Below are 24,472 nucleotides of genomic sequence, written 5' to 3'. Positions count from 1 at the left end.
ACACGCCGGGACGGGTCAGGCGGCGCCGGCGGCCTCCATCGCCTCCGCGAACTGCTGCGGCGTCTGGGTCAGGCCGAACAGCTTCTCGATGTTCTCCAGCAGCGCCTCGGCCGCGGTGGGCGAGAGCGCCTGGTCCCAGGACTGCTGGAACGTGGACGCCCCGGAGGCCAGGTCGTAGACGAACTGCAGCCACTCCTCGTCCTCGGACCCGGCGAACCCGCGGTCGGAACCCACGACGATCGGCACCGACCCGGACTCGACCCACGCCGCGGTGGTGGCCTCGGTCACGAGCCCCTCGGCGAAGAACCGCTTCGCCGCCGTCTTGGCCTCCTCGTCGGCCTTCGCGGACATCGCGTAGTACCCCGCGGGGTTGCCGACGGTCGCCGTGGGGTCGCCCGCGCCCCCCGTCACCACGGGGAAGGTGGTGAACCCCAGGTGCCCGCCGGTCACGAAGTCGCCGCCGTCGGTCTTCATCGACCCGTAGACCCAGGAACCGTGCAGCATCATCGCGGCCTTGTCGCTGAAGAGCAGGGCCTGGTCGGCGTTGGAGTCGGCGGTGATCGAGGCGAAGCCCTTGATGAACCCGTCGGCGCGCACCAGGTCCTGGAGCTTGGTCAGCGCGTCGATCGACGCGGGCTTCGACCAGGCGCCCGGTTCACCGTCGTAGATGGAGGTGAAGAGCTCCGCCCCGCCGATGCGGTCGTAGAGGTACTCCAGCCACATCATGTTCGTCCAGCGCGACTGCCCGCCCAGGGAGAACGGGGCGATGCCGGCGGCGTTGAACACCGGCACCAGCGCCATCAGCTCGTCCCAGGTGGTCGGCGGCTGCGCCCCGACCTGCTCGAAGACCCGCTTGTTGTGGAACAGGACGATCGGGGAGACGACCTCGCACGGGACGGCGTAGACCTTCCCGTCCACGGTGGCGGCGGCGAAGGCGCTGGCGAACAGCTTCTCCTGCAGCTCGGCGTTCTCCGCGAAGAACCCGGTGAGGTCCTCGACCTGGCCGTTGCGGACGTAGTCGCGCAGTCCGCCCCCGCCCCAGGTCGGGATGATCGTCGGCGCCTGGTCGGCACCGATGGCCGTGCGGATCTTCGCCTTGTAGGCGTCGTTCTGGAACGAGGAGAGGGCGATCTCCTGGTCCGGGTTCGCCTCGTTGAAGGCGTTCACGGCGTCGGTGCGGATCCCCTCGGCCGGTTGCCCGGTGAGGATCCACATGCTCGGGCCGTTCCCGGCCGCCGCGCCGGGTCCCGAGGAGCCGCCGCAGGAGCTGACGGTCAGCGCCGCCAGCGGTGTGGCGAGGAGCAGGGCGGTGAAGGAACGACGGGTGGTGCGCTGGTCCATGGTGTCTCCGTTGCCGAGCCGCGACCGTGCGGCGTGCGGGCGTTCAGAAGCGAGCGCGCGCCCGGGGGTCCTCCCGCCGGGTGCTGGAGCACCGTACGTCCCGGCGCCGCACCGGCGCGGGGAACTCCGCCCGCCGGGCGGCATCGTTGTTTTATCGTGACAACCGGGGAGCCGGTGTCAGTCGGCGCGAGCCGCGAAACCGACGTGGGCCAGCGGTTCCCACGGGCCCCCCAGGTAGCGGTGCACGGTCAGGCCCGTCAGCTCCAGCGGCCAGGGGACGAACCCCTCCGACAGCCGGGCCACCGTGGCCCGGGCCACCTCGGGCGCGACGAAGTTCTGCACGGTGACGTGGGGGCGGAAGCCGTGGGCGTCCTGGCGGGTCAGGCGCCCGGCGAACCCCGCCGCGAGCTGCCCGCGCACCCGCTCCAGCCCCGGTGAGGCGACCACGAGAGCGGCGCCGCGCCCCAGCGAGCGCACGCCGGTGACCTCCGCCGCGGGGGCCGGCTGCTCGCACACCCGGGTCAGCGCGGCGGTCACCTCCTCGAGGGCGTCCGCGGGCAGGGCGTGGAAGAGGGTGAGGTGCGCGGCGAGCTGGTTGCGCTCGGGGGGGAACCACTGCTCGCGCAGGCGGTCCAGGGAGGCCTGCGCCGCCGCGCCGAAGGCGGCAGCGACGATGAGCGCGCTCACGAGAGGACGACGAGCGTCCCGAGGACCCCGGAGGCCGTGCAGAGGACCGCCAGCAGCAGGGCCAGCGTCCACCAGCCGCGGTCCGGGTGGCCCGAGCGCAGGGCCCGCACGCCGAGGACGAGGACTACCAGGCCCATGACCAGGGACAGCGGGGCGAGGGCCAGGGAGACGACCAGCCCCGCGCCGGAGGCCACGATCCCGGCGATGGCCCCGGTGTTGGTCGGCTGGGTCCGCTGCTGCTCCACGCCCCCACTGTGCCACCCCGCGGCGGCGCGGCACCCCGGCGGTGGGCCCGGCGGCGGGCCCGGTGGCGGGTGCGCGCGGCGGGGCGGGCGCGTCGACGACACCGCGTAGGAGACTCCGTAGGCTGGACGCGTGCCGACGCCCACCGACCGCCCCGCCGCCCGTCCCGCCCGCCGCCCGCTCGTCCGGCCGGCGGCCCGCCCGCCCGCGCGGCGCCGGGCGGCCGCGCTCCTGCTCGGCGGACTGTTGGCCCCGGCGGTGCTGCCGGTGGTGGGTGCGGGTCCGGCCGCGGCCCACGACCGCCTCGAGTCCACCGACCCCGCCGACGGGGCCGGCGTCGCCGTCGCCCCCGACGCGGTCGTCCTGACGATGTCGTCCCCACCGCTGGCCCTCGGGACCCGGGTGCAGGTCACCGGCCCCGCCGGTGTCGTCTCCACCGGCGAGGCGCGGGTCGTGGACGACACCGTGACCCAGGCCGTCACCGGCGAGCGGCCGGCGGGGACCTACGAGGTCCAGTGGCGGGTGACGTCCTCCGACGGGCACCCGGTCTCGGGGTCCTTCACGTTCACCGCGGCGTCCGCCGCGGCCGAGGGCCCCACCGCGAGCCCCACCACGACCGCGGGGGGACCCGCCCCGTCCGCGAGCACGTCCACCGCCTCCGCCGCCGATCCCGTCGACCCCACGTCCTCCGGGGGCGGGGGCGCGCTCGTCGCCGTGGCCGCCGCCGTCGTGGTGGTGGTCGGCGGCGCCGGGGGGATCATCGGCTACCGGCGCCGGCGGGGCTGAGCCGCGCCGCCCGGTCCAGGCGCAGGTCCACGAGCCAGACGAGGATCGTCAGCACCCCGAACCCGGCCCCCACCGCCGTCACCGCGGGCCAGCCCCCGGCGCTCCAGGCGGCGGAGCCGACGGCGGAGCCCAGGGCACCCCCGGCGAAGTAGGTCGTCATGTAGACGGAGTTCAGCCGCGAGCGCGCCTCCGGCCGCAACCCGTAGACCGCGTTCTGGTTCGAGACCTGCACGGCCTGCAGGAACATGTCGGCCAGCCCGAACCCGAGGACGAAGAGCAGCGCCGAGGTCAGCCAGGTCGAGGCGGACAGCCCCAGCAGGCCCCAGGTGAAGACCAGCCCGACCGCCCCCAGACCGGTCGCCAGCTGCCCCCGCCCGGCGTCGGCCATCCGGCCCGCGGCGGAGGCCATCGCGGCCCCGGCCACCCCGGCCAGCCCGACGAGGCCGATCTGCAGCTCCGACATCCCGAACCGGGGCCCGGCGAGCAGGAAGGTCGTGGTGGCGAACAGCACCGAGACGCCCGCGAACCCCAGCCCCCCGAGCAGGGCCCGGGTGCGCAGCCGCGGCAGCTCCCCCACCAGCCGGGCTCCTGAGCGCAGCGTCGCGCGGTAGCCGCCGACGGAGCAGGGCACGCTGCGCGGCAGCCGCCACCGCAGCACGAGGGCGATGAGCACCAGGCCGGCGGCGACGACGGCGTAGGGCGCGTGCCAGCCGGCGACCTCGGCCAGCGCCCCGGAGACGCTGCGCGCCAGCAGGGCGCCGATGAGCAGGCCGCTCATCACCGTGCCGACGGCCCGGCCCTCCCGGCCCGGCTCGGCCAGCTCCGCCGCGAACGGGACGAGGACCTGGGCGGCCACGGAGAACACCCCCGCGACGGCGGTGCCCACGACCAGCACCGCGTAGTTCGGGGCGAGCGCGCAGACGGCGTGCCCCGCGGCCGCGAGCAGGGCCAGCACGGTGAGCAGCCGCCGGCGCTCGAGCAGGTCCCCGAGGGGGACGACCAGCAGCAGCCCCAGCCCGTAGGCGACCTGCGCGACCGTCACCAGGGCCGCCGCCCGGCCGTCGGGGACGCCGAGGTCGCCGGCGATGGTGTGCAGCAGCGGCTGGTTGACGTAGTTCCCGCCCACGGTGAGTCCGGTGGCGAGGGCCATGACGAGCAGGAGGGGTCGGGTCAGCACCGGACCATCGTCGTCGTCCCCGCGACCGCTGTCCAAGCGATCGACGGGTCGGGACCGATCGCGGAACCCGATCGACGGCTAGCCTGCGGGGGTGACCCCGCTGCAGCTGCGCTGCGTCCTCGCCGTCGCGGACGGCCTGCACTTCACCCGGGCCGCGGCCGCGCTGGGCATCGCCCAGTCCGCCCTCAGCCACCAGGTCGCCGCCCTCGAGGAGGAGCTCGGGGCCCCGCTGTTCGAGCGCACCAGCCGCCGGGTGCGGCTGACCCCGGCCGGGGAGGCGCTGCTCCCCCGGGCCCGCAGCGTGCTGGCGGAGCTGGACCGGTTGCGCACCGACGTCGTGGCCGCCTCGGGGGCGGTGGAGGGCCGCCTGCGGATCGGGACCATCCCCACCCTGCCCGACCTGCGCCTGCACGAGGTGCTGCTGGCGCTGCGCCGGGCCCACCCGGGGATCCGCGCCTCGGTCACCGTGCACAGCAGCGAGATCACCCTGGCCCAGGTCGCGGCGGGCACCCTCGACGCGGGTCTGGCCGGGTTCCCGCTGGACGCCCCGCCGCGCGGGGTCGAGGCCGAGGTGCTGGCCACCGAACCCCACGTCGCCGTCCTCGGCCCCGACCACCCGCTGCGCGCGCGGCGCCGGGTCCGGCTGCGGGACGTGGCCGCCTGCCCCTTCGTCGACTTCCCCGCCGGGACCGGGGGACGGCGCCAGACCGACGAGGCGTTCGCCGCGGCCCGCCTGGCCCGCGACGTCGTGGTGGAGACCGACGACCTGCGGCTGCTGCTGGACCTGGTGCGCTCCGGGGCGGGCGTGGCCCTGCTCCCGGCCGCGGCGGTGCGCGGCGGCGAGGCCGGGGACGGGGTCCGCACCGTCGTCGTCACCGACGGCCCGGTCCGGCGCAGCTGCGTCCTGCACGCCGGGGCGACGTCCTCCGCCGCGACCCGGGCCTTCCTCGCCGAACTGCGCCGGCACCTGGCGGCCCCGGCGGGGTGACCGGGCGCGGGAACGTTCCCAGGATCCGGCACCGGCGCCCGGAGCCGCACGCGGAACCCCGGGCACGCGCTGCTCCCCGGGCCCCGCCGGCTCGACGGCCCACCGCCGCCCCCGGACGTGCAGAACCCCCCACCCCGCGCGCGGGGTGGGGGGTCGCTCAGCGGTGCGCGGGCGTCCTCAGGGGACGATGAGGCCCACCGTCTGGGTGCGGGCACGCTCGAAGCGCTGCGCCGCGTCGGCCCAGTTCGCCACGTTCCACCACGCCTTGACGTAGTCCGGCTTCACGTTCTTGTAGTCCAGGTAGAACGCGTGCTCCCACATGTCCAGCATGAGGACCGGCACCAGGCCCAGGGCCAGGTTCGACTGCTGGTCGTAGAGCTGCACGTTGACGAGCTTCTGCCCGATGGAGTCCCAGGCCAGGATCGACCAGCCGGAGCCCTGGATGCCCAGGGCGGTGGCGGTGAAGTGCTTCTGGAAGCCCTCGAAGGAACCGAAGTTCTCGTCGATGGCCGCGGCCAGCTCGCCGACCGGCTTGTCGCCGCCGTCCGGGGACAGGTTCGGCCAGAACACCGAGTGGTTGACGTGCCCGCCGAGGTTGAACGCGAGGTTCTTCTCGTGCAGGTTCACCGTCGAGAGGTCGTCCTTGGCGCGGGCCTCGGCGAGCTTCTCCAGCGCGGTGTTCGCCCCGGCCACGTAGGTGGCGTGGTGCTTGTCGTGGTGCAGCTCCATGATCGCCCCGGAGATGTGGGGCTCGAGCGCGGAGTAGTCGTAGGGCAGATCCGGAAGCGTGTAGTCAGCCATGCGTTCTCCTCGTCCCTTCCTTCGAACGTCGTCGTGCGCGGGACGAGGTCCGGCGGCACCGGCCCGCCTCGCACAGCGACCCTTGCGCAGCCCCGGGAGGCGCGCAAGCGGCGTGCGCAGCGTCTCACCGGGCGGACGCCCCCCCGCCGCCGGGGTCCACCTAGGCTGGCCCGGTGAGCAGCGCGCCCGAGACCGACGACGTCGCGGCCGCCCCGGCCGCCCCCGTCCCGCCGGTGGCGCCGGTCGTGGGCTTCGACCTCGACATGACGCTGGTGGACTCCAGCGACGGCATCGCCGCGACGCTGATCGCCGTGCTGGCCGAGGCCGGCGTCACCGTCACCGCCGCCGACACCCGCCCCTACGCCGGGATGCCGCTGGAGCTCATCCTCGCCGGGCTGGCCCCCGGGACCCCCGCGAGCGCCGTCGAGGCCCTCGCGGCCCGCTACCGCGGGCTCTACCCCGTGCTGGGCGTCGACTCCGTCCGGGCCTACCCCGGTGCGGCCGCCGCGCTCGCCGCCCCCGCCGCCCACGGCGGGCGCAGCGTCGTCGTCAGCGCCAAGCACGCCCCCAACGTGCACCGCGTGCTGGCGGTGAGCGGGCTGGCCGGCTCGGTCGCGGCGGCGGACGTCACCGGCGACCTCTTCGCCGAGGCCAAGGGGGTGCGGCTGGCGGAGCTGGGGGCGACGGCCTACGTCGGCGACCACCCCGGGGACGTGCGCGCCGCGCGGGTGGCCGGCGCCGTCGCCGTCGCGGTGACGACGGGCGCGCACGACGCGCCCGCGCTGCGCGCCGCGGGCGCCGACGTGGTGCTCGCCGGCCTGGAGGACTTCCCCGCCTGGCTCACCACCCACGTCGCGGACCTGCGCCGCGGTGAGCGCGGGACCCCCGTCCCCCGTTAACCTGGGGGGGACCGCCGTCGCGGCGCCGCCCCCGGGCGCGCCGCCGCCGGCTCTCGAGACATGAACGCACACCCGCCGGTGCGCGCGGCCCCGCCGCAGCGCCCGGCACCGCAACTGGAGAAGGTTCCCGTGCCCACTGGCAAGGTCAAGTGGTTCGACGCCGACAAGGGGTTCGGCTTCCTCGCCGCCGAGGACGGCGCCGAGGTGTTCGTGCACGCCTCCGCGCTGCCCGCGGGCACGACGACGCTGTCCAAGGGCAGCCGCGTCGAGTTCGGCGTCGTGCAGGGCAAGAACGGGACGCAGGCGCTCTCGGTGCGCCTGCTCGACCCGGTGCACTCCGTCGCCCGCGCGACGCGCAAGAAGCCCGAGGACGTGGTGCCGATCGTCGAGGACCTCATCAAGCTCCTCGACGGGGTCTCCGGGTCGCTGCGGCGCGGGCGCTACCCCGACAAGGCCGGGGCGAAGAAGGTCGCCACCGTCCTGCGGGCCGTCGCCGACGACTTCGAGGCCGGCGCGTGAGCGAGGCGACCGCGCCCCTGGACGGCGCCACCCCCGAGGCCGTCGAGGCCCCCGAAGCCCCCGAGGCCGCTGCCGTCGAGGTGCCCGCCAAGCGCGCCCGCCGCCCCCGCAAGCCCACCCCGGCCGCCGCCGCCGCCGTCGAGCTCGCCGCGGCCGAGGAGGTCGCCGAGGACGCCGGCGCCGGGGAGCACCCCGAGACCGCCGGCGTCGAGGTGCCCGCCAAGCGCGCCCGCCGCCCCCGCAAGCCCACCCTGGACGCCGCCGCGGCCGCCGCCGTCGACCTCGCCCGCACCGCGGCCGAGGAGGTCGCCGAGGACGACAGCGTCGGGGAGCACCTCGAGGCCACCGCCGAGGGCGACCGCATCGTCAGCCACGCCTTCGCCTGCCTGCTGCCCGGCTACCGGGGCTGGCGCTGGACGGTCACCGTCACCCGCGCCTCCCGCGCGCGCAACGTCACCGTCAACGAGGTCTGCCTGCTGCCCGGCGAGGACGCCCTGCGCGCACCGGAGTGGCTGCCGTGGTCCGAGCGCATCGCCCCCGGCGACGTCGGCCCGCAGGACACCCTGCCGCGCAAGGCCGACGACCCGCTGCTGGAGCAGGGCTACGAGGCCACCGGCGACGCCGAGGCCGACGAGCTGGCGCTCTGGGAGCTGGGCCTGGGCCGCGAGCGCGTCCTCTCCCCCCTCGGCCGCGACGAGGCCGCGACGCGCTGGTACGACGGCGACCGCGGCCCGCGCACCGAGATCGCCGAGAACGCCAAGGCGCCGTGCTCGACGTGCGGCTTCTTCCTGCCCCTGGCCGGGTCCCTGCGCCAGGTCTTCGGCGTCTGCGCCAACGAGTGGTCCCCCGAGGACGCCCGCGTCGTCAGCGCCGACCACGGCTGCGGGGCCCACAGCGAGACCGACGTCGAGGTGGTGGCGGACGCCCCCGCGTCGCCCCTGGTCGTCGACGACCTCGACCCGGCCGCCTTCGAGCTCGTGGACCCGAGCTCCTGACCCCCCTCGGCGGGGACGACCCGTTCGGCACGGCCGCCCTGCGGGCGCGGGTCCTGGCCGGGTGGGCCGACTCCCCCGCCCGGCTGCGCGAGGACGCCAACGCCGAGGAGGACGCCTCCCTGGGCGCCTACCGCGACCGGCTCGTCGTGGAGCTCGCGCAGAACGCCGCCGACGCCGCGGCGGACGCCGGCGTCGAGGGCCGGTTGCTGCTGCGGCTGCTCGACGACCCCGCCGGGGGCCCGGGCCGGCTGCTGGCCGCGAACACCGGCGCCCCGCTCGACGCCGAGGGGGTGCAGGGGCTCGCCACCCTGCGCGCGAGCGCCAAGGCCGGCCCCGCCGGCGCGCCGGGCGTCGTCGGGCGCTTCGGCGTGGGGTTCGCCGCCGTCCTCGCCGTCACCGACGCCCCGGCGATCCGCTCCTCGACCGGCGCGGTCCGCTTCTCCCGCACGGAATCCGCCGCCCTGCTGCGGGCGGGCGCCTCGCCCGGGCTGGTCGCCGAGGTGGACCGCCGCGAGGGTCACGTGCCGGCGCTGCGGCTGCCCTTCCCCGCCCCCGACGCCGCGCAGGTGCCGGCCGGCTACGACACCGTCGTGGACCTCCCGCTGCGCGACGCCGAGGCCCGCGCGGCGGTGGAGGCCCTGCTGGCCCCCGGGGTCCGCCACGGCGTGGGCGACGTGCTGCTGCTCGCGCTCCCCGCGCTGGCCGAGGTCGTCGTGGAGGTGCCGGGGCACCCGGCCCGGCGCGTGACCGACGTCGGGCGGCGCTGGCGGGTGCTGCGCCGCACCGGCCGCCACGACCCCGCCGACCTCGCCGACCGCGGGGTGGAGGACCGCCGCCGGCTGGGCTGGCAGCTGACCTGGGCCCTGCCCGCCGGGGCCGCCGGACCCGGGGACGAGACCGGGGACGGTCCGGCCCCGGCGCTCCTGCCCGGCGTGGTGTGCGCCCCGACCCCCACCGACGAGGACCTGCCGTGGCCGGCGGTCCTGGTGGCGACGTTCCCGCTGGGTCCCGACCGGCGCCGGCTCGCGCCCGGGCGGGCCACCGACGCCCTGCTCGACGCCGCGGCCGAGGCGTACTGCGCGCTGCTCACCGAGGTCGCCGCCGACGGGGGCGACGCCCCGGCGCTGCTCCCCTTCGGCCTCGGCGCCGGGCGGGTGGACGCGGAGCTGCGCCGCCGGGTCCTGGACCGGGCCCGCGACGCCCCGCTCCTGGTGGCCGTGGAGCACCCCGGGCACGACGGGGGGGCCGCCCCGCTGCTGTTGCGGCCCAGCTCCGCGGTGGCGCTCACCGGCGCCGGCGCCGACGACCCCGCGCTGCTGGCCGCGCTCGCCCCGGCACTGGCCGGGCTGATCGCGGCCCCGCGCTCCGCGGACCGGCTGCTCACCGAGCTCGGGGTCGCCCGGCTGGGGCTGGCCGACGTCCTCGACGTCCTGCCCGGGCTGGACGCGACGGGCAGCCGGGACCTGTTCGCGGCGCTGGCCCCGCTGGCCGCGGACCCCTCCGCCCGCGAGGCGATGTCCGGCCTGCCGGTCCCCCTGCTGGACGGGCGGCGGGTCCACGGCCCCCGCGGGACGGTCCTGCTCGACGACCCCGACCTGCTCGACCCCGCCGCCGCGCGGGTCTTCGCCGGGCACGGGCTGCGGGTGGTGGACCCGGTGGCCTCGCAGGGTCCTGGCCGGGACCTGCTGCTGCGCCTGGGCGCGCGCGAGGGCGGGGCGTGGGCGGTGCTGACCGATCCCGCCGTGCGGGCCGCGGTCGCGGCCTCCCCCGACGCCGAGGACCCCGACGAGGTGGCCGGGGCCGTGCTGGACCTGGTGGCGGCGGTGGTCACCGGCCCCGGCGGCGCCCCCGACGAGGACGCGGTGCGGCGCACCGCGCAGGACCTCCCCTGGCTGGCCGACCTCGCCCTGCCCGACGAGGTGGACGACCTCGCCCCGGCGGGTGCGCTGCTGCTGCCCGGCACCCTCGCCGAACGGGCCCTCGACCCCGACGACGTCGTCCCGGTGGCGCCGGACACGCTGCGGGAGTGGGGATCCGCCGTCCTGCGGGCGGTGGGGGTGCTGTCCGGCCCGGCGCTGACGCACCTGGACGAGCTCGACCTGGGCGATCCCGGGGCGGGCGAGGAGGCGGGGCTGGCGGGTTTCGCGGAGTACGTCGAGGACGTCTGGGGCGACGTGCTGGACGAGGGGGCCGCGGTGCCCGACGTCGTCGTCGTGCGCGACCTCGACCTCGTCGTCGGGGCGTGGCCGGAGGTCCTCGCCGACCTCGCCGGCACCCCCGCGGGGCTGCGCGCGCTCACCGCCCCGTGGTGCCTCGGGGAGCACCGGAGGACGGGGCTGACGTCCTGGTGGCTGCGCCGGCACGGCCCGCTGCCGGAGGTCTCGCGCACCGCGGGGGGCCGCGCCCCGGCGTGGGTCCCGGTGGCGCCGGGCTGGAGCGCCTCGCTGCCGGCCGCGGCCCGGGCCGCGCTCGGGGTGCTGCCGGACCTGGGCGCGGCCGGGGCGGAGGACCTGCCGGCGCTGCTGCGCCTGAGCGCGGAGCAGCCGCCCGCGCCGGTGGACCTGCTGGTGCTGTGGGGGCTGCTGGGCCGCTGCGCCGGCGACGTCGTCCTCGCCGCGCCGCCGCGCCTGGCCGCCCTCGACGCCGGGGGGCGGGTGGTGGTGGCGGCGGCCGGCGACGCGGTCGTCGTGGAGTCCCCGGCGTGGGCCCAGCGCACCGACCTCGGGCCGCGGGTCCTCGTCCCGGCGCACGCCGCGGTGGCCGTGGCGGACCTGCTGGACCTGGACCTCTCCTCCGACCGGGCGGCGGGGGTCGTGGAGCACCCGGGCGGGGAGGAGCGCGAGGTCCCCGCGGCCGCCGCCGTCCTCGCCCCGGACCTGCCCGGGTCGTGGCGCCACGTCGAGCGGCTGCGCTGCGACGGCGAGCCCGTCCGGTTCTGGGTCGGGGAGGACGGCGGGGTCCTGGCCGTCGACGCGGCGGCCGCCGCGGCCGGGCTGGCCCAGGCGGTGGGCCGCTGGTCGCTGCGCACGGCGCTCGCTGAGGTGCTCACCGCGGCCGACCCGACGGCGGCGCTGGCCGCGGAACTGCCCGGCCTGCCGGGCTGACCCGCGCGGGCGGGGGGCACCGCGGTCCCACCGGCCCCCGGGCCCTACCGGCCGCGACGGTCCCGGTGGTCGCGGCGGTGGACGAAGGCGAGGCCGAGGAGGCCGAGGACCACCCCGGCCACGCAGGAACCGAGCCAGCGCCCCTGACCCGTGCCGCGGACCTCCGGCACCGCGACGGCCACGAGGAGCAGCACGGCCCACACCGCCAGGCCCACGAGCACGGCGAGCCGGTCGTCGGTGCGCATCGGCGGGGGCGGTGGCTTCGCCCGGGAGGGGGGCAGGAACAGCGGCACCCGCCCAGTGTCCTCCCTCCCCCGCGCGCCGCTCCAGCCCGCGGTCTGCTGGGATGGCCCGCATGGCCCCGCAGACCACCGACGCCCCGCAGACCCCCCGCCGCCGCACCGCCCCTCGTCACGGGGGCCAGCAGCGGCATCGGCGCCGCCACCGTGCGGGCGCTGGCCGCCGCCGGCTTCGACACCGTCGCCGCCGCCCGCCGCGTCGAGCGCTGCGAGGAACTGGCCCGCGAGGTCGGCGGGCGCGCCGTCGCCCTCGACGTGACCGACGCCGCGTCGGTCGCCGCGATGGCCGCGCAGGTCGGGGACGTCGACGTCGTCGTGCACTCCGCGGGGGGCGCCTTCGGCTCCGACACCGTCGAGAACGGCGACCCGGAGGGCTGGAAGGCGATGTACGACGTCAACGTCGTCGGCGTCCTGCGGGTCCACCAGGCGCTGCTGGCGGGGGTGCGCCGCGGCGGCAACGGCCACGTCGTCGTCCTGGGCTCCATCGCGGGGTTCGAGGTCTACCCCGGCGGCGGCGGGTACACCGCGGTCAAGCACGGCGTGAACGCCCTGTGCCGCACGCTGCGCCAGGAACTGCTGGGCGAGCCCGTGCGGGTCACCGAGATCGCCCCCGGCATGGTGGAGACGGAGTTCTCCGTGGTCCGCCTGGGGTCGGCGGAGGCCGCCGGGAAGGTCTACCAGGGGCTCACCCCCCTCACCGCCGAGGACGTCGCGGACGTCATCGCCTTCGCCGTGACCCGCCCCGCCCACGTCGACCTCGACAAGGTCGTGCTGCGGCCGATCGCCCAGGCCGACGCCGCGCACGTGCACCGCGTGCCGCCCGGCGCCTGAACCCCGCGCGACCCGGCGCGCGGACGAAAACACCCGACCCGGCGCGCGACCCGCCGTGTAACCTCGGCCCGAACGCTCCTCACCCCGGCCGCGTCCCCGTCGCGCCGTGACGCCACGACCGTCGCGGGGCGGCACGAAACCCCACCGCCGCCCCGAGGAGCCCTCCGTGCCCACCGTCCCCGCCCCCCTGCCGCCGATCGGTTCCCGGCTCGCGGGGGTGCGCTCCTCCCCCGTCCGGGACCTGCTCGCCCTCGTCGGGAACGAGGACGTGATCTCCTTCGCGGGAGGGCTGCCCGCCCCGGAGCTGTTCGACGTGGAGGGTCTGCGCGAGGCCTACGCGCAGGCACTGACCGGGGACGCGGCGCGGCGCAACCTCCAGTACGCGGCCAGCGAGGGCGACCCGGCGCTGCGGGAGCTCGTCGCCGCCCGCCTCACCCGGCGCAGTCTGCCGACGGAGCCGGACGACCTGCTGATCACGACGGGTTCGCAGCAGGCCCTCAGCCTGCTGACGACGGCCCTGCTGGAACCCGGCGCGGTCGTGGCGGTGGAGGAACCCAGCTACCTCGCTGCGCTGCAGTCGTTCGCGCTGGCCGGGGCGCGCGTCGTCGGGATCGCCGCCGACGAGCACGGGGTCGTCCCGGCCTCGGTCGAGGAGGTCCTCCGGGAGCACCGCCCGCGGGTCCTGTACCTCGTCCCGAACTTCGCGAACCCGACCGGGCGCACCCTCCCCGCGCCGCGGCGCGCCCGGATCGCGGAACTCGCCGCGGAGCACGGGACCTGGGTCGTCGAGGACGACCCCTACGGCGAGCTGCGCTACTCCGGCGAGCACGTCGCCCCGCTGGCCGCGGACCCGGCGCTCGCCGACCGGTGCGTGCACCTGGGCAGCTTCTCCAAGACCGGCGCCCCGGGCCTGCGGCTGGGCTGGGCCCGGGTCCCGAGGTCGCTGCGCCCGGCGCTCGTGGTCGCCAAGCAGGCCGCGGACCTGCAGACCTCCACCGTCGACCAGGCCGCCGCGGCGGTCTACCTGGCGCGGACCGACCTCGACGCCCACGTCGCCACCGTCGTCGCCGCCTACCGCGAGCGCCGCGACGCCGCGCTCGCGGCCCTGGCGGACGCGCTGCCCGCGGGCAGTTCCTGGTCCCGCCCCGAGGGCGGCATGTTCACCTGGGTCCGGTTGCCGGACCCCGGCGGCACGCTGGACACCGCGTCCCTGCTGCCGGGCGCGCTGGCCGCCGGGGTGGCGTTCGTGCCCGGGGAACCGTTCTTCGCCGGGGCACCGGACCGGGCGACGCTGCGGCTGTCGTTCACGACGCACACCCCCGCGCGGATCCACGAGGGGGTGGCGCGGCTGGGGACCGCGCTGGAGGCCGCGCTGGGGACGGTGCCGGCGTCGGGCTAGGGGCGGAACCGGGGGCCGAGCACGCCCTGGGGCAGCGCCGCGGCGACGACGGGGCGGCCGAAGAGGTAGCCCTGGGCGCGGTCGCAGCCCATGTCGCGCAGCATCGCGGCCTGGAGCTCGGTCTCCACGCCCTCGGCGGTGACGACCATCCCGTGGGCGTGGGCGAGGCTGATGAGCGCCCGCACCACGGCCTCGGCGCGGTCGGAGGTCCCGAGCGGGCGGACGAAGCTCATGTCGATCTTGAGGAAGCTCAGCGGGAAGCGGTCGAGGTAGGACAGCGAGGAGTAGCCGGTCCCGAAGTCGTCGAGGCCGACGCGGGCCCCGATGCTGCGCAGCTCCCCGAGGCTGGCCCGGGTGGAGCTGGAGAGGTCGATGAGGGTGCGCTCGGTGACCTCGGCCAGCAGCGAGGACCCGGAGGCGCCGGTGGACTCGACGCTGTGGGCGAGGCGGTGGGCGAAGGAGGGGTGCTCCAGGGTCTTGCCCGAGACGTTGAAGGAGACCTGCAGGCCGACGCCGGCGCGGCGCCACTCGCGCAGCTGCCGCAGCACCTCCCCGAGCACCCAGGTGTCGACGTCGACGATGAGGCCGGTGTCCTCGGCGGTGTCGACGAACTCCTTGGGCTCGAGCAGGCCCTCGACGGGGTCCTCGAGGCGGACGAGGGCCTCGGCGGCGACGATCTCGTGGTCGCTGAGGCTGACGATGGGCTGCCAGACCACCCGCAGCCCGTCGGTGCGCAGCGCCCGGCGGACGCGGTGCTCGGCGTCGCGGCGGGCCTGGGCCTCGTGGCGCATCGCGGAGTCGTAGAGGGCGACGCGGTCGCGGCCGCCGTCCTTGGCCCGGTAGAGGGCCATGTCCGCGCTGCGGAACAGGTCGTCGGCGGTGCCGCTGTGCCCGACGGCGATCCCGGCGCTGGAGGTGCAGACGAAGGGTTCGGGCAGCCCGGGCAGCATCATGGGCGCCCGCAGCCGGCGGAGGAGGTCGCGGGCCATGATCGACACCGCTTCGGGCCGGTCGACGCCGGGGACCATGACGACGAACTCGTCGCCGCCGAGGCGGGCCAGGACGGCTCCGGGCGGCACGGCGTCCTGCAGGCGGACGGCGACCTGGCGCAGCAGCGCGTCGCCGATCTGGTGGCCGAGGGTGTCGTTGACGAGCTTGAAGCGGTCGAGGTCGAGCAGCACGAGGGCGACGGCGTCGGTGGGGGTCGCGGTCTCCAGCGCCTCGACGAGGCGCAGGTCCATGACCGAGCGGTTGGCCAGGCCGGTGAGGGAGTCGCACTGGGCGAGGCGGACGAGCTCGCCGGTGGACTTCTCCCCCGCCGAGACGTCGAGGACGAGACCCTGCACGGCGCTGGAGCTGGTGGTGGCCAGCGGGACGCTCATCCCGAGGAAGGTGCGCTCGGTGCCGTCGGCGGAGGTGACCCGGAAGGGGTACGGGGCGGAGGTCCCGACGTGCGCGGCGGGGTCCTCGACCCCGGTGAAGGGGCCGCGGTCGTCGGGGTGGATCCCGCTGCGCCAGGTCTCCAGGTCGGGGTCGGGGTCGGTGGGGCACAGGCCGAGCATCCGCCGCAGCCGGTCGTCGAGGCGGACGACGCCGGTCGCGGGGTCCCAGGACCAGGAGCCGAGGCCCGCCAGGCGCAGCGCCCCGGACAGCAGCAGCTGCGCCCCGGTGGCCTCGCGCGCAGCGCGGCGGGCCTCCTCGGTGGCGACCAGCGCGCGCCAGACCGCACCGCCGGCGGAGGCCAGGACCTCGAGGGTGGAGCCGGCGACGGTCCCCCAGACCGCGAGCCGGGGGGCGCGGGGGTGGCCGGGGACGAGCTCGACGACGGCGGTGGGCGCCATCCGGGTGAGGTCGCCGCCGGTCAGCCGGTGGCCGGGGGCCGGGCAGAGGTCGCCGCGGGCGGTGAGCACCTCCAGCTCCCGGTGGCGGGAGCGGGCGACGGTCTCCAGCAGCAGGACGCGCTGGTGCCCGCAGCGGTGGACCTCGGCGACGAGCTCCTCCGCGAGGGCGGCGAGGTCCTGGGACTCGGCGAGGCGCCGCTGGGCGCGCAGCAGGTCCGGCCCGGGGTCGAGGACCTGGGGGGGCGCGGTGACCTCCAGGACGGGTTCGTGCCGTTCGGACGCGGACGCTGCCGCCCGCTCCAGCGCTCGACGCGCCCTGCGGGTGGCCGAGGCCGCCGGGGAACCGCTCACTCGTTCGTCCCACCCTCCACGCCGCGGGCCGGGGAACCCGACCGGTGCTACACAACGTGACCGATCCTAACGCGCCGTATGCATCCAGGGAAGCTCGACGGTGTTTCCCGCCCGCACCCCGCAGGGTCGTTGCCGGTGGTAATTAGCTCACCTAAGGATTACCGTGGAGCGGTGCCCGCCGCCCGGACCCGCCCCGCTCCTCCCACCACCGACCAGCTCGCCGTCGACCTGCGCGTCTCGCTCCTGCGGACCGCCCGCCGGCTGCGGGCCGAGAAGAGCGTCGACGAGCTCTCCGACGCCCAGTTCTCGGTCCTGGCGCACCTGTTCACCCAGGGTCCGCGCACCCCCGGCGAGCTCGCCGAGGCCGAGCACGTGCGCCCGCCCTCGATGACGCGCACCATCGCCGGCCTCGTCGAGCAGGGCCTGGTCGAGCGCGCCGGCCACCCCGACGACGGCCGCCAGGTGCTCATCACCGTCTCCCCCGCCGGGCGCGGCGTCGTCGAGGAGACCCGGGCCCGGCGCGCGGCCTGGCTGAGCCGGCGCCTGGAGACCCTCACCGACGCCGAGCGCGCCACCCTGGCCGAGGCCGCCCGGATCCTGCGCACGGTGATCAGCGAGTGAACCAGACCTTCCGCTCCCTGCGGCACCGCGACTACCGCCTCTGGGCCGCGGGCTCGATCGTCTCCAACACCGGCACCTGGATGCAGCGGGTGGCCCAGGACTGGCTGGTCATCCAGGTCCTCACCGACGGCTCCGGCACGGCCGCCGGCATCACGACCGGGCTGCAGTTCGGCCCGATCCTGCTGCTGGCCCCCGTCGCGGGCACCATCGCCGACCGCTTCCCCCAGCGCCGCACGCTCATGGCCACCCAGGCCGCCATGGGGTTCCTCGGGCTGGTGATGGCCGTCCTCGTGATGTCGGGACGGGCCGAGCTCTGGCACGTCTACGTGCTCGCCGCGCTGCTCGGCTGCGCCTCGGCGATCGACGGGCCCGTGCGGCAGACGTTCGTCAGCCAGCTCGTCCCCCGCGAGGACCTGCCCAACGCGATCGGCCTGAACTCCGCGTCCTTCAACTCCGCCCGCCTCCTCGGGCCGGCGCTGGCCGGGGTGCTCATCGCCTGGATCGGCACCGGGCCGGTGTTCCTGCTCAACGCCCTCTCCTTCGCCGCCCCGCTGGTCGTGCTGCACCTCATGCGGCCCGCGCACCCGGTCCCCCGGGTGAGGCCGGCCGTCGGGACGGGCGGGATGAGGGAGGGCCTGGCCTACGTCCGGGCCCGCCCGGAGCTGATGGCGGTCTTCGTCCTCGTCGGGGTCGTCGGGACGTTCGGCCTGAACTTCCAGCTGACCAGCGCCCTCATGACCAGCGTGGAGTTCCGCACCGGCTCCGCCGGGTTCGGCCTGGCCGGCACCGCGCTCGCCGTCGGGTCGCTGGCCGGGGCCCTCGTCGCCGCCCGCCGCGAGCGCCCCCGCCACCGGCTGCTCATCGGGGCCGCGACCGCCTTCGGGGTGCTCTCCTCGGCGGCCGCCCTGATGCCGACCTACGTCCTCTACCTCGTCGTCCTGCCCTTCACGGGCCTGGCCTCGCTGACCCTGCTGACCGCGGCCAACGCGACGGTGCAGCTGAGCACCGAACCGCGCATGCGCGGGCGGGTCATGGCGATCTACATGTCCCTCGTGCAGGGCGGCACCGTCGTCGGCGGCCCGTTCGTCGGCTGGGTCGGCACCCGGTTCGGCCCGCAGTGGTCGATCCTCGTCGGCTCGATCCCCTCGGTCCTCGTCGCGGTCGTCGTCGGGGTTTACCTGCTGCGCCGGGCGCGGGTCCGGGTCGGGTGGTCGCTGCGCACCAGCCCGCACCTGCGGATCGTGCCCCTCGCCCGCGACGAGCGGGACTCCGCCGCGGCCTGAGGTCCGTGCGGGGCGCGGTCGCGGCGGGGGGAGGATGGACCCCGTGCCCACCGACCTCCCGACCGCCCTCGCCGACGTCCGCGCCCTGCTGCTGGACACCGGGCAGCTCGCCCGCGCCGTGGCCGCGGGACGCCGCCGCGGGCTCGAACCGCCGCCGGCCGAGCGGGTCGAGGTGCGGCCGGTGCAGCTGAAGAACGGCCCCCACCTGCAGTTCACCGCCCGCACCGGCCCGGTCGTGACCACCCGCAACGTCGCGGTGGCGGAGGCAGGCGGTGCCGTCGACGAGCTGCTGGCGCAGCCCTACGGGAACCTCCACGTGGAGACCGCGCGCGAGGTCGTCCAGGTCCGGATCACCAAGCGGGGCGAGGCGCAGGTCCACCGCGCCCCCGCCGAGCACGCCGCGGGGCCGCAGCGCCACGACAAGGCCAAGGAGCGGCTCGTCGACCCCGACGACCCGCTGTTCCGCGTCCTCGGCGCCGGCGGGGACAAGCGGCGGCAGGTGGAGGCGTTCGTGCGGCAGCTCGCCCCGCTGACCCCCGCGGTGCTGGAGCGCTCCGGCCCGGTGGTCCGGGCCGTGGACCTCGGGTGCGGCAACGCCTACCTGACCTTCGCCGCGCACCGCTGGCTCGGCGAGCGGGCGCGGGAGACCGGACGGGAGCTGGCGACCGTCGGGGTCGACGTGCGCGAGGACGTCGTCGCGACGGGCCGGCGGGCCGCCGCGGAGGCGGGTCTGCCCGGGCTGGGGTTCGCGGTGGGCTCGATCGAGGGGGCCGACCCGTTCGAGGCCGCGACCCCGGACGTGGTCATGGCGCTGCACGCCTGCGACACCGCGACCGACGAGGCGCTGGCCCGCGCGGTGCGCTGGGAGGCGCCGCTGGTCCTCGCCGCCCCGTGCTGCCACCGCGACGTCCAGCGCCAGCTCGTCGCCCACGGCGACCGCTCGCCGCTGGTGCGGCACGCGATCCTGCGCGAGCGCTTCGCCGACGTCCTCACCGACACCCTGCGCGCGCTCGTGCTCCAACTGCTCGGCTACCGCGTGGAGGTCGTGGAGTTCATCGACTCCGCGCACACCCCGCGCAACGCGATGATCCGCGCGGTCCGCACGGGCGCACCGCAGGGCTCACGGGTGGTGGAGCTGCTCGCCGAGCTCGACGAGCTGACCGGCGCGTGGGGCGTGGAACCCGCGCTGGCGCGGATGCTCGCCCCGCAGCTGCGGGCGGTGCGTCAGGCGGCGGCGTAGGTCAGGCACTCCGTCGAGCCCGACGCGGTGGTCCCGACCTCGATGGTGGGGGCGGTGCAGCTGAGGTCGGAGTTGTGCGTGCAGTCCGCCAGCTGGCAGGCCCCGACGTGCCCCGCGGGCGTCGAGCCGTGCTTGGTGGGCAGGCCCAGGAACGTCCCGCAGTGGTTCGCGCCGTGGTCGCCCACGGTGATCGTCGGGGCGTGGCAGGCCGTCGCGGCGTTGAAGGTGCAGCCGTCGACGGAGCACTGGTGGATGGGGGTCAGGTCCAGGTTCACGGTCGCCATGGACCGAACGTAACCCCGGGGAGCATTCCTGACCAGCAAGGAACGCCTTTCCTGACCCCCGGAGAAAAGGCCAGGTCAGGCTTTCCTCATCCCCGCCACGACGTGGTCCACGCACCGGGTCAGGGCCCGCACGTCGGCGGGTTCCACGGCCGGGAACACCCCGATCCGCAACTGGTTCCGCCCCAGGCTGCGGTAGGGGAAGACGTCGACGATCCCGTTGTGCCGCAGCACGTCCTGCACGTGCGTGGCGTCGATCGAGGGGTCGAGGTCGACGGTCGCGACGACGTTGCTGCGCGCGGCGGGCTCGGTCACGAAGGGTTGCGCCCACTCCCGCGCCCCGGCCCAGTCGTAGACGATCCCCGCGGATTCCGCCGAACGTGCCGCCGCCCACGACAACCCGCCGCGGCGCAGCATCCACTCGACCTGCTCGGCCAGCATCACCAGGGTCGCGACGGCGGGGGTGTTGTAGGTCTGGTCCTTGCGGGAGTTCTCCACCGCGATCCCCAGGTCCAGCGACGCCGGGACCCACCGCCCGGTCGCCGCGACCTCGTGGACGCGGTCCAGCGCCGCGGGCGAGAGCAGCGCGATCCACAACCCCCCGTCGGAGGCGAACGACTTCTGCGGCGCGAAGTAGTACGCGTCGGTCTGCGACACGTCGACGGCCAGCCCGCCCGCGCCCGACGTCGCGTCCACGACCACCAGCGGGCCCCCGTCGGCGGGGTGCGGACCGGCCGGGCGCAGCACGGGGGCCATCACCCCGGTCGAGGTCTCGTTGTGCGGCCAGGCGACGACGTCGACCCCCTCGGCGACCTCCCCCAGCCGCGGCAGGGTCCCGGGTTCGCCCCGGACGACGACGGGCTCGGCCAGGAACGGGGCGGCCGCGGCGGCGGCGGCGAACTTGGCGGAGAACTCCCCCAGGACCAGGTGCTGGGTGCGCTCGCGCACCAGGCAGAGGGTGGCGACGTCCCAGAAGGCCGTGCTGCCGCCGTTGCCGAGCGCGACCTCGTAGCCCGCGGGCAGCGCGAAGAGCTCCGCCAGCCCGGCCCGCACGCGGGCGACGAGCGACCTCACCGGCGCCTGGCGGTGGGAGGTGCCGAGCACCCCCGCCCCGGCGGCGGCGAGGGCCGCGACCTGCTCGGGGCGGACCTTGGAGGGGCCGGAGCCGAAGCGGCCGTCGGCGGGCAGCAGGGAGGCGGGGAGGACGTGGTGGCTCACGGGCAGATCCTCCCGCACGTCCGGACCGCCGCGCAGGGACGTCCGTCCGGGGGCAGAGTCGGGGAGGTGAGCACCCACCCGTACGACCTCGCCCGCTTCCTCGACGCCCAGCGCGACACCTTCGAGCAGGCCTGCGCGCAGCTGCGCGCCGGGCGCAAGACCACGCACTGGATGTGGTGGGTCTTCCCCCAGCTCGCCGGTCTGGGCACGAGCCCGACCTCGGTGCGCTACGCGATCAGCGGTCTGGACGAGGCGCGCGCCTACCTGGCCCACCCCGCGCTCGGGGACCGGCTGCGCGAGTGCGCCCGCACCCTGCTCGACCTGCCGGAGAAGGACGCCGAGGCGGTGTTCGGCGGGATCGACGCGGTGAAGCTGCGCAGCTCGATGACGCTGTTCGCCGCCGCCGACCCGGACGAACCCTCCTTCGCGGGGGTCCTGGAGGAGTACTTCGGCGGGGAGCGGGACGGGGAGACGACCGAGCGGCTCAGCCGGGACTGACCCCGCCCGGGCCGCCCGGGCCGGCCGGGCCGCGGGTCCGGCGGGGCGTCAGACGAACTCCTCGAACCGCTTCCGCGCGGTGCGGACGACCTCGTCGGGGTCCTCGGCCCACCAGCGCGAGGACAGGACCTCCACCTCCACGGGCCCGTCGTAGCCGGTCGCGGCCACCGCCGCGGACAACCGGGGCAGGTCGATGACCCCCTCGCCCACCATCCCGCGGTCCAGCAGGAGGTCGGAGGTGCGCGGCAGCCAGTCCGAGACGTGGTAGCCGCGGACCCGTCCGCGCGCCCGGGCGAGCTGGGCGTCGAGGTCGGGGTCCCACCACACGTGGTACGCGTCGACGACCACCCCCACCCCCTCGCCGAGGTCGTCGCAGAGGTCGAGGGCCTGGCGCAGCGAGACGACGACCGAGCGCTCGGTGATCATCATCGGGTGCAGGGGCTCGATCGCCAGGGGCACCCCGGCGGCCAAGGCGTGCGGCAGCAGGGCGGCGATGCCGTCGCGGACCCGCGCCCGGGCCCCGGCGAGGTCGTGGTCGGTCAGCGGCCCGCACACCAGCACCAGGGCGTCGGCCCCCAGGGCGGCGGCCTCGTCGACGGCGCGGCGGTTGTCGGCGAGGACGTCGGCAGGGTCGCCGGTGGTGAACATCCCGCCGCGGCAGACGGAGCTGACGCGGACGCCGGAGGCGGCGACGAGCTCCACGGCCCGGTCGAGGCCGACCGCGGCGATCTTGTCCCGCCACAGGGCGATCGCCCCGACGTCGTGGCGCACGCAGGCGTCCAGCGCCTCGGGCAGGCCGAGGGTGTTCACGGTGATCTGGTTCAGGCTGAGTCGCGCGGGGTCCATCGTCCACTCCGTCGTCCTCGTTGGAATGCGCTTTCCCGCAGCGTGGCACAGCCGTCCCCCGGGGTCAACGTCACAGGCCCCGCCTGTGGCTCCACGGGACCGGCCGACTTCCCGGGGCACTCGCCCCGGGAGAGGGTGGGGCGGTGCTCCGCGTCCCGCCCCGTCCCGCCGGGGTCCTCCGGCCCCTGCTGCCCGGCCTCCTCGTCGTCGCCGTCGCCACCGCCGCCGCGTTCGCGGTGGAGGGCCTGACCTCCGCCCTGACCGCCTCCACCGTCGCCGTCGCCCTGGGCGCGGTGCTGCGCAGCACGGGGACGTTCCGGGCCTCCTGGAGACCGGCGACGGGCTTCGCCGCCAAGCGCCTGCTGCGGATCGCCGTGGTGCTGCTGGGGCTGCAGCTGCCGCTGGCCGGCGTCGCCGCCCTGGGGTTCGGCGGGATCGCCCTCGTCCTCGTCGTCGTCGTCGTGACGTTCCTCGGCACCCAGCTCATCGGCCGCGCCCTCGGCCTGCCCCCCGCCCGCTCCCTGCTGGTGGCGACCGGGTTCTCCATCTGCGGGGCCTCCGCCATCGCCGCGGTGCGCCCGGCCACCGACGCCGACGACGAGGACACGACGACCGCCATCGCCCTGGTCACCCTCTGCGGGACGCTGGCCATCGTCCTGCTGCCCCTGCTGCGGGGGCCGCTCGGGCTGGACGCGCAGCAGTTCGGCGCCTGGGCCGGGGCCAGCGTCCACGACGTCGGGCAGGCCGTCGCCACCGGCGACCGGGTGCCGGGGGCGCTGGCGACGGTCGTGGTGGTCAAGCTGTCGCGGGTCCTGCTGCTGGCCCCGCTGGTGGCGCTCGTCGCGCTGCGTCGGCGCCGCACCGTCGGCACCGGCACCGCGCAGCGCCCGCCGGTGCTGCCGTTCTTCGTCGCGGCCTTCGTCGCCGCCGTCGTCGTCCGCGCCACCGGGCTGCTGCCCGCCGGGGTGCTGGACGGGGCCCAGGAGGTCCAGTCGGTCCTCCTCGTGGCCGCCCTCTTCGCCCTCGGCACCGGCATCGACGTGCCGCACCTGGTCCGCACGGGCGGGCGCTCGCTCGTCCTCGGGCTCAGCTCCTGGGCCCTGGTCGCCGGCGTCGCCCTGGCCGGGGTGGAGCTCCTCCACGTCGGCTGAGCGGCCGCCCCGGGCGCCGAACCCGCCTCAGGTGCCGAACTCGGCGAGGTCGACCGGGACGGTGACGCGGCGGGGGGCGGAGGTCTCCCCCGCCAGCCGCGCGGTGAGCAGCCCCGCGGCCCGCCGCCCCACGTCGGCGGGGTCGTAGGTCACCAGCGCGACCCGGTCCACGAGGACCTCGGCGAGCTCGACGGCGTCGAACCCCGCGAGGACGACGTCGGCCCGCGCGCGGTGCACGGCCAGCAGCGCCCCCACCGTCATCCGGTTGTTGTCGCAGAACAGCGCCGTGGGCGGTTCGGCCAGGGCGAGCAGCTCCTCGACCGCCGAGAGCGCCTCGTCGCTGCTGCGGCGCCCGAAGCGGAGCAGTTCCGGGTGCTCGGCGACCCCCGCGGCCCGCAGCGCGGCGCGGAACCCCGAGAGGCGCCGCGCGCCGGGCCCGGAGCGCTGGTCGCCCCCGACGTAGCCGATCCGGCGGTGGCCGCGCTCGAGCAGCCACTGCGTCAGGCGCCGGCCGCCCCCGGCGTTGTCCAGCAGCACGACGTCGCCGCGCACCCCCCGGGGCAGGCGGTCGACGAAGACGACGGGGGCCCGCGCGGCCAGCGCCGCGTAGAGGCCCTCGGCGTCGTCGGCCCCGGGCACCACGAGGACGCCGTCGACGCGGCGGCTGAGGAGCTCGGCGACGATCTCGCGCTCGCGCACCCGGTCCCGCTCCCCGCCGGCGTCGCGGCCGGTGGACAACAGCAGCATCACGTAGCCCGCCGCCGCCGCGACGAGCTCGACTCCGTGGGCCAGTTCGGCCGAGAACGGGTTGGTGAGGTCCTCGACGACGAGGGCGAGGGTGGCGGTGCGCTGCCCGGGCCGCAGGGTGCGCGCGCTCTCGTTGCGCAGGAACCCCAGCGCGGCCACCGACGCCTCGACCTTCTCGCGGGTGGCCGGGTCGACGTAGCGCTCGGCGTTGACGACCCGCGAGACCGTGCTGATGCTGACCCCGGCGTGCGCCGCGACGTCGCGCATCGTGGGCGGTCGTGCCCCTGCCACCCGGCCTCCTCCGCCTGCGAACGTTCTCGGCGCAG

24 protein-coding genes are annotated in these 24,472 nt (G+C 76.8%); 13 read left to right on the top strand and 11 right to left on the bottom strand.

Features of this window, described 5'->3' with window-relative positions; genetic code table 11:
* Positions 1-15: 15 nt before the first annotated feature.
* The 3 genes from KRAD_RS16075 to KRAD_RS16065 all read right to left on the bottom strand — a co-directional run bounded on the left by KRAD_RS16075 (position 16) and on the right by KRAD_RS16065 (position 2,273).
* A complete protein-coding gene (locus KRAD_RS16075) occupies positions 16-1,341 on the bottom strand; it encodes an extracellular solute-binding protein (protein ID WP_012086702.1) in 1,326 nt (441 codons plus the stop codon).
* A gap of 177 nt (positions 1,342-1,518) precedes the next feature.
* Entirely contained in the window at positions 1,519-2,028 is a 510-nt protein-coding gene (locus KRAD_RS16070; RefSeq protein ID WP_012086701.1) for a 2'-5' RNA ligase family protein, read from the bottom strand.
* A complete protein-coding gene (locus KRAD_RS16065; protein WP_041292156.1) occupies positions 2,025-2,273 on the bottom strand; it encodes a hypothetical protein in 249 nt (82 codons plus the stop codon). Before KRAD_RS16065 ends, KRAD_RS16070 begins: the two co-directional genes overlap by 4 nt.
* Before the next feature lie 130 nt (positions 2,274-2,403).
* On the opposite strand from KRAD_RS16065, the gene KRAD_RS16060 reads away from it, so the two are divergent.
* Complete coding sequence (locus KRAD_RS16060) at positions 2,404-3,057, top strand: copper resistance CopC family protein (protein ID WP_012086700.1); 654 nt, start codon at positions 2,404-2,406, stop codon at positions 3,055-3,057.
* Here the strand turns inward: KRAD_RS16060 and KRAD_RS16055 are convergent.
* Positions 3,029-4,234 carry an MFS transporter gene (locus tag KRAD_RS16055; RefSeq protein WP_012086699.1) on the bottom strand — a complete coding sequence of 402 codons (1,206 nt, stop codon included), beginning with the start codon at positions 4,232-4,234 and terminating at the stop codon, positions 3,029-3,031. The two genes, KRAD_RS16060 and KRAD_RS16055, sit on opposite strands and share 29 nt — an antisense overlap.
* A gap of 91 nt (positions 4,235-4,325) precedes the next feature.
* Between KRAD_RS16055 and KRAD_RS16050 the strand changes: the two genes are divergently transcribed.
* The gene (locus tag KRAD_RS16050) at positions 4,326-5,222 is read left to right on the top strand and encodes a LysR family transcriptional regulator (protein WP_012086698.1); all 897 of its coding nucleotides are present in this window, start codon (positions 4,326-4,328) and stop codon (positions 5,220-5,222) included.
* A gap of 177 nt (positions 5,223-5,399) precedes the next feature.
* Here KRAD_RS16050 and KRAD_RS16045 read toward each other — a convergent pair whose 3' ends face one another.
* Positions 5,400-6,023, bottom strand: a complete 624-nt coding sequence (locus KRAD_RS16045) for a superoxide dismutase (RefSeq protein WP_012086697.1) — start codon at positions 6,021-6,023, stop codon at positions 5,400-5,402.
* Between the two features lie 173 nt (positions 6,024-6,196).
* On the opposite strand from KRAD_RS16045, the gene KRAD_RS16040 reads away from it, so the two are divergent.
* From KRAD_RS16040 to KRAD_RS26115, 4 genes are all read left to right on the top strand, one after another.
* Positions 6,197-6,922, top strand: coding sequence for an HAD family hydrolase (locus KRAD_RS16040; RefSeq protein ID WP_012086696.1), 726 nt, complete (start codon positions 6,197-6,199; stop codon positions 6,920-6,922).
* A gap of 129 nt (positions 6,923-7,051) precedes the next feature.
* Positions 7,052-7,441: a cold-shock protein gene (locus tag KRAD_RS27825; RefSeq protein WP_041292155.1), complete on the top strand. Its 390-nt coding sequence runs from the start codon at positions 7,052-7,054 to the stop codon at positions 7,439-7,441.
* The gene (locus tag KRAD_RS16030) at positions 7,438-8,436 is read left to right on the top strand and encodes a DUF3027 domain-containing protein (protein WP_012086694.1); all 999 of its coding nucleotides are present in this window, start codon (positions 7,438-7,440) and stop codon (positions 8,434-8,436) included. The genes KRAD_RS27825 and KRAD_RS16030 overlap by 4 nt, the downstream gene beginning before the upstream one ends.
* Before the next feature lie 146 nt (positions 8,437-8,582).
* Entirely contained in the window at positions 8,583-11,540 is a 2,958-nt protein-coding gene (locus tag KRAD_RS26115) for a sacsin N-terminal ATP-binding-like domain-containing protein (protein ID WP_012086693.1), read from the top strand.
* Between the two features lie 44 nt (positions 11,541-11,584).
* On the opposite strand, the gene KRAD_RS25170 is transcribed toward KRAD_RS26115, so the two are convergent.
* The gene (locus KRAD_RS25170) at positions 11,585-11,833 is read right to left on the bottom strand and encodes a DUF2530 domain-containing protein (protein ID WP_012086692.1); all 249 of its coding nucleotides are present in this window, start codon (positions 11,831-11,833) and stop codon (positions 11,585-11,587) included.
* A 48-nt stretch (positions 11,834-11,881) separates the two neighbouring features.
* On the opposite strand from KRAD_RS25170, the gene KRAD_RS16015 reads away from it, so the two are divergent.
* Both KRAD_RS16015 and KRAD_RS16010 read left to right on the top strand, forming a co-directional pair.
* Positions 11,882-12,670: an SDR family NAD(P)-dependent oxidoreductase gene (locus tag KRAD_RS16015; RefSeq protein WP_083782277.1), complete on the top strand. Its 789-nt coding sequence runs from the start codon at positions 11,882-11,884 to the stop codon at positions 12,668-12,670.
* 166 nt (positions 12,671-12,836) lie between these two features.
* Positions 12,837-14,069, top strand: a complete 1,233-nt coding sequence (locus tag KRAD_RS16010; protein WP_012086690.1) for an aminotransferase-like domain-containing protein — start codon at positions 12,837-12,839, stop codon at positions 14,067-14,069.
* On the opposite strand, the gene KRAD_RS24510 is transcribed toward KRAD_RS16010, so the two are convergent.
* Positions 14,066-16,261: a putative bifunctional diguanylate cyclase/phosphodiesterase gene (locus KRAD_RS24510; protein ID WP_012086689.1), complete on the bottom strand. Its 2,196-nt coding sequence runs from the start codon at positions 16,259-16,261 to the stop codon at positions 14,066-14,068. The two genes, KRAD_RS16010 and KRAD_RS24510, sit on opposite strands and share 4 nt — an antisense overlap.
* 171 nt (positions 16,262-16,432) lie before the next feature.
* Here KRAD_RS24510 and KRAD_RS27635 point away from each other — a divergent pair, with 171 nt between their 5' ends.
* The 3 genes from KRAD_RS27635 to KRAD_RS15990 are packed head-to-tail and all read left to right on the top strand — an operon-like array spanning position 16,433 to position 19,405.
* Positions 16,433-16,882, top strand: a complete 450-nt coding sequence (locus KRAD_RS27635; protein WP_049821238.1) for a MarR family winged helix-turn-helix transcriptional regulator — start codon at positions 16,433-16,435, stop codon at positions 16,880-16,882.
* Entirely contained in the window at positions 16,879-18,165 is a 1,287-nt protein-coding gene (locus KRAD_RS15995; RefSeq protein WP_012086687.1) for an MFS transporter, read from the top strand. Before KRAD_RS27635 ends, KRAD_RS15995 begins: the two co-directional genes overlap by 4 nt.
* A 43-nt stretch (positions 18,166-18,208) precedes the next feature.
* Entirely contained in the window at positions 18,209-19,405 is a 1,197-nt protein-coding gene (locus KRAD_RS15990) for a class I SAM-dependent methyltransferase (protein WP_041293350.1), read from the top strand.
* On the opposite strand, the gene KRAD_RS15985 is transcribed toward KRAD_RS15990, so the two are convergent.
* Positions 19,390-19,689 (bottom strand): DUF1540 domain-containing protein, encoded by a 300-nt coding sequence (locus tag KRAD_RS15985; protein ID WP_012086685.1) that lies wholly within the window; start codon positions 19,687-19,689, stop codon positions 19,390-19,392. The two genes, KRAD_RS15990 and KRAD_RS15985, sit on opposite strands and share 16 nt — an antisense overlap.
* Positions 19,690-19,764: 75 nt before the next feature.
* Positions 19,765-20,904 (bottom strand): phosphoserine transaminase, encoded by a 1,140-nt coding sequence (serC, locus tag KRAD_RS15980; RefSeq protein ID WP_157873625.1) that lies wholly within the window; start codon positions 20,902-20,904, stop codon positions 19,765-19,767.
* A gap of 66 nt (positions 20,905-20,970) precedes the next feature.
* Here serC and KRAD_RS15975 point away from each other — a divergent pair, with 66 nt between their 5' ends.
* Complete coding sequence (locus KRAD_RS15975) at positions 20,971-21,402, top strand: DUF1810 domain-containing protein (protein ID WP_012086683.1); 432 nt, start codon at positions 20,971-20,973, stop codon at positions 21,400-21,402.
* A 48-nt stretch (positions 21,403-21,450) separates the two neighbouring features.
* Here KRAD_RS15975 and KRAD_RS15970 read toward each other — a convergent pair whose 3' ends face one another.
* A complete protein-coding gene (locus tag KRAD_RS15970; RefSeq protein WP_012086682.1) occupies positions 21,451-22,248 on the bottom strand; it encodes a sugar phosphate isomerase/epimerase family protein in 798 nt (265 codons plus the stop codon).
* 143 nt (positions 22,249-22,391) lie between these two features.
* On the opposite strand from KRAD_RS15970, the gene KRAD_RS15965 reads away from it, so the two are divergent.
* A complete protein-coding gene (locus KRAD_RS15965; protein ID WP_012086681.1) occupies positions 22,392-23,399 on the top strand; it encodes a YeiH family protein in 1,008 nt (335 codons plus the stop codon).
* A 27-nt stretch (positions 23,400-23,426) separates the two neighbouring features.
* Here KRAD_RS15965 and KRAD_RS15960 read toward each other — a convergent pair whose 3' ends face one another.
* Complete coding sequence (locus tag KRAD_RS15960; RefSeq protein WP_041292154.1) at positions 23,427-24,437, bottom strand: LacI family DNA-binding transcriptional regulator; 1,011 nt, start codon at positions 24,435-24,437, stop codon at positions 23,427-23,429.
* Positions 24,438-24,472 lie beyond the last annotated feature (35 nt).

The sequence above is a fragment of the Kineococcus radiotolerans SRS30216 = ATCC BAA-149 genome (assembly GCF_000017305.1).
GTDB lineage: Bacteria > Actinomycetota > Actinomycetes > Actinomycetales > Kineococcaceae > Kineococcus > Kineococcus radiotolerans.
Note: the sequence above shows the minus strand (reverse complement) of the source record. Positions and strands in the feature narration are given on the sequence as shown.